5 protein-coding genes are annotated in these 8,539 nt (G+C 70.8%); all 5 read right to left on the bottom strand.

The window, feature by feature from the left end:
- Positions 1 to 148: 148 nt before the first annotated feature.
- On the bottom strand, positions 149 to 1,405 hold the full coding sequence (locus tag NCO8_RS22775; protein ID WP_245655466.1) for a S1 family peptidase: 1,257 nt from the start codon (positions 1,403 to 1,405) through the stop codon (positions 149 to 151).
- A 153-nt stretch (positions 1,406 to 1,558) separates the two neighbouring features.
- The gene (locus tag NCO8_RS22770) at positions 1,559 to 2,920 is read right to left on the bottom strand and encodes a S1 family peptidase (RefSeq protein WP_067642173.1); all 1,362 of its coding nucleotides are present in this window, start codon (positions 2,918 to 2,920) and stop codon (positions 1,559 to 1,561) included.
- 99 nt (positions 2,921 to 3,019) lie between these two features.
- Positions 3,020 to 4,162 (bottom strand): hypothetical protein, encoded by a 1,143-nt coding sequence (locus tag NCO8_RS22765; protein ID WP_067642172.1) that lies wholly within the window; start codon positions 4,160 to 4,162, stop codon positions 3,020 to 3,022.
- Positions 4,163 to 4,211: 49 nt separating this feature from the next.
- Positions 4,212 to 6,686, bottom strand: a complete 2,475-nt coding sequence (locus tag NCO8_RS22760) for a LuxR C-terminal-related transcriptional regulator (RefSeq protein ID WP_067642171.1) — start codon at positions 6,684 to 6,686, stop codon at positions 4,212 to 4,214.
- On the bottom strand, positions 6,683 to 8,479 hold the full coding sequence (locus NCO8_RS22755) for an Hsp70 family protein (RefSeq protein ID WP_067642170.1): 1,797 nt from the start codon (positions 8,477 to 8,479) through the stop codon (positions 6,683 to 6,685). Before NCO8_RS22755 ends, NCO8_RS22760 begins: the two co-directional genes overlap by 4 nt.
- Positions 8,480 to 8,539 lie beyond the last annotated feature (60 nt).

Here is an 8,539-nt window from a genome sequence, read left to right as displayed (position 1 = left end):
CCCAACACCTTTGTGGTGCACAAACGCCAAGGCAGTTCCACACGGCTGGAACCCGCACACAGCGACCACCAGGAACGGCAAAGGCCGGTAGCTCTAGCGCTACCGGCCTCCACCGTCGTTCAGGGCATGCTCACTGCCCGCCAGGGCATCAGTTCGTGCGAACCGCCAGGCCGGGGTTGTCCGACAGGACCACGCTCAGTGGCTGTGCGAAGAGCTGGGGGGTGTCGCCGGTGATGGCGCCGATGATGTTGGGGATTTCGCAGATCGGGTAGTCGGCGACCGACGAGGCGCTGGAGATGCCGAGGGCCATGCGGCCGGTGACGATGGCACCGCCGGAATCGCCGGGCAGCGCGCAGATGTTGGCGGAGAAGCTCTGGGTGAGCTGACGATCGCCGACCTGCACGGTCTGGTCCACACCGTTGACGATGCCGCAGCTGAACCCGGTCCGCGAACCCGACTTGCACACGGGGGCGCCGACGACCGGCACGCCGACGCCGTCGACGGCGATGGGCGCCGCGCCGGGGACGGTGACGAGGTTGTTCTCGAAGCGGGCGCGCGCGTTGTCGTTCACGCGGATGATCGAGTAGTCCTGCTCGCCGAGGATGGACTTCTGGAAGGTGCCGAGCTGGGCGCCTGCACGGTCACCGTTCATCTCGTACACGGCGGCCGCGGAACCGGTGCCCGCCGACTCCAGGTCGGGGTTGCAGTGGCCCGCGGAGATGTTCACGACGTTGCCGGAGCGGTCGGTGCCGTTGAAGCCGAACGAGCAGCGCAGCGAGCTGTTGCCCGCGATGGCGGCGTAGCCCTCGCCACCGGCGATCGGGCCGGTGCCGTTGCCCGCCACGGGAGTGGCTTCCAGGTCGACCTTCTCACCGGCCACCGGCGGCGCGGTGACGACGACGCGGGCCGGGTCGATGAAGCTGGGCAGGGGCAGCCCGGCCTGCTCGACGCGCACGGCGATCGCGTTGTTGACGGTGTCGATGACGACGCCGCGAACCAGGTTGGCGATCTCCGGCGGCGCGGCGGCCAGCCAGTTCTCGAACGCGGTCTTCTCGCCGCGCAGCATGGATTCGCTCTTGGCGACGTTGCGGACCTCGAAACCGGCCGATTCGGCGGCGGCACGGGCCTCGTCGGCGCCGGGGCCCTGGGCCAGCGCGACGACGGCGTTGCCCTGGTCGTTGAGCCAGGAACCGGCGAACACCTGCGGGAACTGACGCTGCGCGGTGGTGGCGAACGCGGCGACCTGCTGGGCCTCGTCGGCACGGCGCAGGTATTCCTGCGGGGAGAGCTTCAGGTCACGGCTCACGGCCTCGATCAGCTGGGCAGGCAGATCGACCGCGGGTTCGGCGTCGGCGACTGCCATCGTGGGGCCGAACAGCAGAATCGCCGCGGAAGCGGCGATCACGGACTTGCGAGCTCGTCTCGAGCTTCGTGCGAGGGGGGCGCGACCCATACGTGGCAGGAGCATGATCGAACTATATGGGCTCGGACCGGTTATGCCTACTCGGACCGGGCAAGAGATTTCACTCACCCGGTCCGTTCGGTGATTCGTCCGGTACTAACCCGCGTTGGGGTTGGTACGCACCATGATTCCGCTGCCGAGACCGCCACCGGAATTGGCCTCGATATCGGCCAGGATGGGCCGGATCGGCACACCGAGGGTCGCGGTGCCGCCGAAGGGCGCGAGCTGGGTGTTGGCCTCGGTGCAGTTGGGCGCCTCGGCGGCATTGGAGCCGCTGGTGATGCCGAGCGCGAGGGTGCCCGACACGATCGCGCCGCCGCTGTCACCACCGAGGGTGCAGGCGCTGGTGGCGAAACCGCGGATCGTCTTGCTGATGCCCTCGGCGGTGAACAGCTGGGTCTCCACGTGATCGGCCGAGACGAAACCGCAGGTGAAAGTGGACGATTGACCAGTTTTGCAGACCGGCGCACCGGTCACCGGATCGGCGGTGCCGGTGATGGCGAGAGTGGTGCCGTTGGCGCCACGCACCCGGGCCTGGTCCATGCCGGCGTTCACCGCACGCTCGTTGAGCTTGATGACCGAGTAGTCGAGCGCGCCCGGCCCGCCGAGCACGGACATGGCGAACTGACCGACCTCGGGACTGTTGGGGATGTCGCGCACGTTCGGCACGTACACCGCGGCGGGTGTGCCGTGGTCGACATTCGGGTTGCAGTGGCCCGCAGAGATGTTCAGCGCGTGGCCCGCCGCGTCGGTGCTGTTGAAACCGAACGAGCACACATCGACACCGCGCAGGTCGGCGTCGTGCAGGTCCTTGGCGGCGGTGATGTAGGTGTCGCCGCCCATCGGCCGGTTCACCACCTCGCCACCGCCACCCGGCGTGATGACCACCTTGATGGTGGCGATCAGGGTCGGCAGGTTCAGCAGATGGCCGGTGCTGGAATTGGCGACGCTCATAACGATCTGGCTGTTGAGCACGTCGATGGCGATCGAGCTGATCGGCGCGGAGATCTCGCGCGGCAGCGTCGAGATCCACTGACTCAGTTGCAGCAGAGCGCCTTCCAGACCGCTCGCCGAGATCGGGGCGAGATGGGTCTGGTAGCCGTCGGCGGCGGCCAGGCGGCCGGTCTCGGCATCGGTCACCGCGACAACGGCTTTGCCCTCGGGCGTGAGCCAGGCACCGGCGAAGGTGTCGGGGTTCTCGGCGCGGAAGTCGGCGGCGTAGGCGCGCAGTTCCTGGGCGCGCGCGGCGCGGTCGAGGTATTCGTTCGGGGTCATGCCCAGATCGCGCGAGATGGCTGTCACCAGTTCGGCGGGTAGGGCGTCGGCCGAAAGCTGCTGCGGCGCAGCGGGTTGCGCGCTGGCGACACCGGAGCCGAGCAGAGGGGCGAGTAGAACGGTCGCGGCGAACCCGGCGGAGGCTGCCTTGACCGCGGCGCGACGCGCCACCAACTTGCGCATGAAATCCCTTCGTCACCGAACGAGTGACCGAGACCACCGCCGGCGGCGGGTATGTCGGTCAGCGCATCACTCTAAGGCACGCCCGGCGATGGGGTGCGGTTACCCGCTACCAGCTTCGGTTTTGCGCCAGCCGGGGATCTCGAGCGGATCGGGAAGCTCACCCGGGAACCGGTCTTGGAACGGGAAGGGCCGGGTCGTCGTTGTGCGGCTGGGAGTAGTGGTCGACGGGGGCACCGTGGTGGTGGGCGCCTCGGTGGTTGTCGGCGCCTCGCTGGTGGTCGTTGGTGCCTCGGTGGTTGTCGGCGGTTCATCGGAGGTTGTCGGCTCCGGGGGCGCCGTGGTCACCGGTTCTTCGGTGGAGGGCTCTGCTGGGGGCGGTGGTGGCGGAGGGGCAGCCGGCTGCTGGGTCGTCTCCGAGTGCGCGTCCGAGTTGGTCGGCGGCTCGGTCGGCTCGGTACCGCGCAGCAGCACCGACACCGCGATGCCACCGAGCATCAGGCCGATCAGCGCGGCCCCGGCGATCAACAGCGGCGTCTTGTTCCGCGCCGGAGCTGGCGCGGGGGCTGTCGGAGCGGGCGCAGGCACGGTGACGGCCATCGCCTTGGTCGGATGCTGCACCGGAAGCGCCGCCGAATACGCCTGCGCGACCACCACGGGCGGCTCCACAGCGGGCATCACATCGGTCTTCACCAGGGAGTTCTCGGTGACGATCGGATCCGGCGGCGTCGCACCGGCCGGGGTCGCCAGCACCGCGACCAGCGCGGCCTCGGCGGCCGACGACGCGAACGCCTTCCCCGGATCGGCGCCCTCGGCGGGCTGGGGCAGCTCGTCCTCGCCGAGCAGCGCCACCGATTTCAGACCCAGGTAGTCCAGCGCCTCACGGACGCCGCGCACCACCTCCGGCGACCACTGCGCCGGATGCGTCGCGTAGAACTCGGCCGGGCCGCTCAGATGCTCGGTGGTGAGATCGATGAGGCAGAACATGGCCGTGGCCAGCAGGTCTTCGGCCCGATAGGCCTCGCCGCCGTCGACATCGACACCGGCCGGATCGCCGATCGCCCGGACGAAACCGGAGATGGCGTGCGCCTTCCCGGACAGCGGTGCGTCGCCGAGGGCCGCGTCGCCGTCGTCGGACATGTGCAGCACCGACGACCGCTCGACGAAATGCTTCGCCCCGTCGTCGGTGACCACCGCGGCGACACACTCGTCGTCGGCGATACGCAAGCCGACTCCAGTGGCCATCCGGTTACCTCGCTTCGACGTCCGTGGTGTTGGGCGGCGAGTCCGGCGGTCACACCAGGAGTGAGCCGTGTCCCATCGCGCGCAGCATCGACAATAATTCCGATCGTGAACGTGCGCCTATCCGGCGTCGGATACGCGCCACGTGATGCTCCACGGTCTTGGCGGAAATGTACAGCCGTGCGCCGATCTCCCGGTAGGTGAGACCGAGTAGCACCAGCTCGGCGACCTCACGTTCACGGTCGCTGAGCGCGCGCTGCTCGATCGCGGGCTGGGGAGCCGCCGAGGTTTCGTCGCCGGTCTTGGGTGCCTCGAGGCGGGCGGGGATGCGTACCGAACGGGCCAGCTTCAGCAGGGCACTGGCCGCGGCGGGGTCGTCGATCACGCGCGCGGTGTCGCCGGCGAGGCGGGCACCGTCGAAGGTGTGGCCCTGGTGGGCCAGGGCGAGGACCGCGCTGTGCACGGCGGGCAGGTCGACCTGGCCGCGCAGCACGAGCAACCAGGTGCGGCCCGCGTCGGCCAGGACGGCGGCGTGCGGGTCGCCGTCGGCGGCGGCGTTCTTCAGCGCGTGCGCGTGCGGCAGCAACTGCTGGGGCGAGGACTTGGCGATCGCCGCCTGCACCCCGTACCAGTGGAAGGCGTTGGTCCAGGCGGGTGCGCGGCCGAGCCGGCGCAACAGTGCGGTGGCCGCCTCGACGAGCGGCTGGATGCGGCCCTCGTCGCGCAATTGGATGCCGGCCAACCACAATTCGCCGATCGGTAGCAGGCTCAGCAGGTCGACGTCGACCTCGTCGAACAGCGGGAAGGCGGCGGTCCACGCGGCATGCAGTGCCTGCGCGTCACCGCTGCGGCGCGCCAGACCGACGGCCAGGGCGTGCGCTAGCAGGCGGTCGCGTGGGGCAAGGGACGCGATGTCGATGCCGGTCATGGTTTCGGCGGCCTTGCATTCGTCACCGATGCGCAGCGCGGTCCAGGCCGCGAGCACGCCGAGCTGTTTGCCTTCGCCGTCGGCGGCGCGGATCGCGTCGTCGGCGCGGCGTGGTTCGCCCGCGCTCAGGCTGAGCAGGGCGCCGACGGTCACCGCGCTGCACGGGGTGGTGCCGGTTCCGTTGGTCCGCGCGGCCTGGACCAGTGCCGAGATGGCGGCCGCGGTGGCCGCGCCGTGCGGGTCGAGGGAGGTGAGCAGGGCGTTCGCGATCAGCCGGGCGCCGGCACCGGCCTGGGTGGGCGGCCAGTGTTCGGCGTCGGCCGCGGCCTCCGCGGCGGCGGCGCTGTCACCGGCCAGGGCGTGCACGGTCGCCGCGACCGCCCAGTCGGCACCGACCCGGTTCGGGCCGAGCCAGCGGTAGAGTGCGGCGGCCCGGCTGACCAGACCACGCCGGGTGAGCACGCTCGCGCAGACGCGGACGGCGGCCGCGAGTTCGGCGGTGTCGACATCGGTTCCGTCGAGCAGGGGTTCGGCCAGGCGGAGGGCGGTGTCGTCGTCGCCTGCCTTCGCGGCCGCCTCGGCCCAGGCGAGGGTGACGCGACGCGGATCGGTGCCCGCCGCGACGGCTGCCGCGTAGTAGCGGGCGGCATCGGGACGCTGCTGTCGGGCTGCCGCGCAGAGGAATTCGGCGAGGCGCTGGTCGCGCACACCGGACTCGGCCAGCAGCAGGCCGGTGTGGTCGCGCAGCAGGCCCGCCTCGAGCCGGGTGTCGAGGAGCCTGCGCTGCACCGCGACGAAGCGGCGATCGCCGAGCAGCAGCCGCAGTTGCGGCACGGCCGCGCTCAGCAACAGGTCGGCATCGGTGACCAGTGCGCTCGCCCGCGCGCGGGCCAGCAGGTCATGGGCGACAGGCAAATCCACCCCGAGCACCTCGGCGAGCTCACCGGCGTCGAGGCCGGTTCCGGTCGCCGCGACGACGAGGGTGTCGAGCAGTGGGGGATCGAAAGCAGCCAATTGTGCACGGGCCCAAGCGGACAGGGCCGCGTCGACGGCGGGCAGGCCGGCGTCGAGCTTGGCCTGACCCGCCGCCCGCAGTGCGGCGACGACACCGCCGTGGATGCCCGCGGTCCTGGTGTGGATGTGGTTGACCAGTGGACGCGGCACCGACACCCCGAGTTCGCGGGCGAAGGAACCGATCTCACCGCAACCGAGTGCGCGGATCTCGATCAGGCGGCCCTGCCTGCCGATCGCGTCGCACAGGGCGCGCAGTTCGGGATGCTGGGGGCGCGGCTGAGTGGCGCAGATCAGGGAGCGGGCACCCGATTCCACCTCGGTGCGCAAGGCTTCGAGTTGGGCGGGCGTCATGTCGTGCAGGTCGTCGGCGATCACGACGGCGCCGTTGTCGGTGGGCTCGGGGGCCCGGCCGATCACGGCGACACCTCGGCCGCGCAGCCGACGGCGTACAGCGTCGAGCAATACCGACTTGCCGGTGCCGGAGCGACCCGTCAGCAACAGCACCACCGGCTGGTCGTCGGCAGCGTCTACCGCTCGCAGAATCTCACGGGCGTGCGGGACTGTGTCGAGCGCGATGGGGCTCAATTGCCGCCTCCGAGTAGTTCACCGGGGAGTTTCGTGACGCCGCCGACGGTGCCTTCGACCACCTCGCCCGCGCCGTCGAGCACCTGGCCGGGGACCGCGCCGACATTGGGCACGTTCGGAGCCTGGGGTACCGGCGGGGTGTAGGGCGCCGGTTGCTGTGGGGCGGGCTGTTGGGGAGCGGGCTGCTGGGGTGCGGGTTGCTGCGGGGCGGGCTGCTGGGGCGCCGGCTGTTGCGGTGCGGGTTGCTGCGGGGCAGGGGCTCCGCCGCCGGATTGAACCTGCTGCTGCGTTGCCGGGGACTGGGCAGTGCCGCCCGGCTGTGGTGTCCCGGCGGAATTCACCGGTGCGGCCGGGGTGACGGTGCCGGGGATCGGCTGACCCGTCGAGTCGAGCAGGGGAGCGCCCGGGACCGGCTGACCGTTCGCGTCGACGGTCGGCGTGCCGACCACCGGCTTGCCGTCGGCGTCGAACGTGGCGATCGGTGCGACCGCCTGTCCGGGGCCGTTGTTCTTCGGCGCGTTCTCGGTGGGGTTCACCGTGGACGCGTCCGGCTTGCTCGGCGTCGCGAACTGGGGGGACATGGCCAGCGTTCCCGCGGTGAGCGCGCCGAAGACAGCGACCGCCGCGCCGATGACCGCGAGGCGTTTGCCGGTGACGACCTTCTTCGCCGGGGCTTCGTCGTCGACGACGGGCAGGGCTTTCGCGAGTGAGACCGGGGCGATTTCCGTCGTCGCGGCCGGCTCGTCGAGCTCCTCGAGAGGAAGGACGAGCGGAGTGGATTCCGCCGCCCGCAGATCAGCGGCCAGTTCGGCCGCGCCCGCCGCGCTCGCGGTGGCCGGGTCGGCACACGCGACGACGGGCAGCGCGAACTCCGCGGACACCAGTTCCGCGACCAGGGGCATCTGCGCGCCGCCGCCGGTCAGCAGGACGGCGGTGATGTCGCCGAGCCGGACGCCGGCGCGCTCGACGGCCTCGCGCACCAGGGTGAGGGAATCCTGCACCGACCCGCGCAGCAGGTCCTCGAGTTCGTGGCGGACGAGGCGAACCGTCGAGGCCTCGCCGAGGGCGCCGACCTCAACCACGGTCGCGGTGTCGAGTGACAGTTCTTCTCTGGCGAGGCGTGCGCGTTCGCGCAGGGCCGCGAGTTCGGTTTCCACGGCCGGATCGAACGGGTCGAATTCCCGGTCACCCAGCGCGTGCGACAGCACGTAGCGCATTGTCAGCAAATCGAATTCCGAGCCGGCGATCTCCGTGTCGTGCAACGGGGTGGCCAGCAGCCCCGACTGCTCTCCGGTGCGGACCACCGAGACGGTCAGGCCGCTCGCGCCGAGGTCGTAGACCACCACCGCGCCTTCGTCGAACAGGCCGCGCTCGACCTCGTAGCGGCGGACCACCGCGACCGGTTCCGGGACGAGGACGACCGCGTGGGCGCCCGCGTTGTCGAGAGACGAACGCACCGCCTGCACTTGGTCATCCGTCCACCAGCCGGGGTGGCACGACACCACCGTCGGCTCGCCCTCGACCCGGTCGCGGACCTCATCGATCAGCTGAGTGGTCGCCGCGGCCACCAAATCGGCCGCGACATGCGACGAACCGTCCTCGGCGAGCATCCGCACCGGATCGCCGACCCGGGCCAGGAAGCCCTCGATCACCACCGCCGGACCGGCTGTGGCTACTTCGATTGCACTGGGTCGCCGCAGGACCGCGACCGGTTCACCGCCGTCGATCGCCGTCGCTACGGCAACTGAACGGGATGCACCGACGGTGACGCCGAGCGCGAGACGGTCTGTCATGGGGAACCTCTGCAGATACGTGAGCGACGGAAATCATCGAGAGAGCTATCCCGATTGTCG

The organism is Nocardia coubleae NBRC 108252, from assembly GCF_001612805.1.
GTDB classification, from domain to species: domain Bacteria; phylum Actinomycetota; class Actinomycetes; order Mycobacteriales; family Mycobacteriaceae; genus Nocardia; species Nocardia coubleae.
The sequence above is the reverse complement of the archived record's forward strand: the minus strand, read 5'-3'. Positions and strand labels throughout refer to the sequence as shown.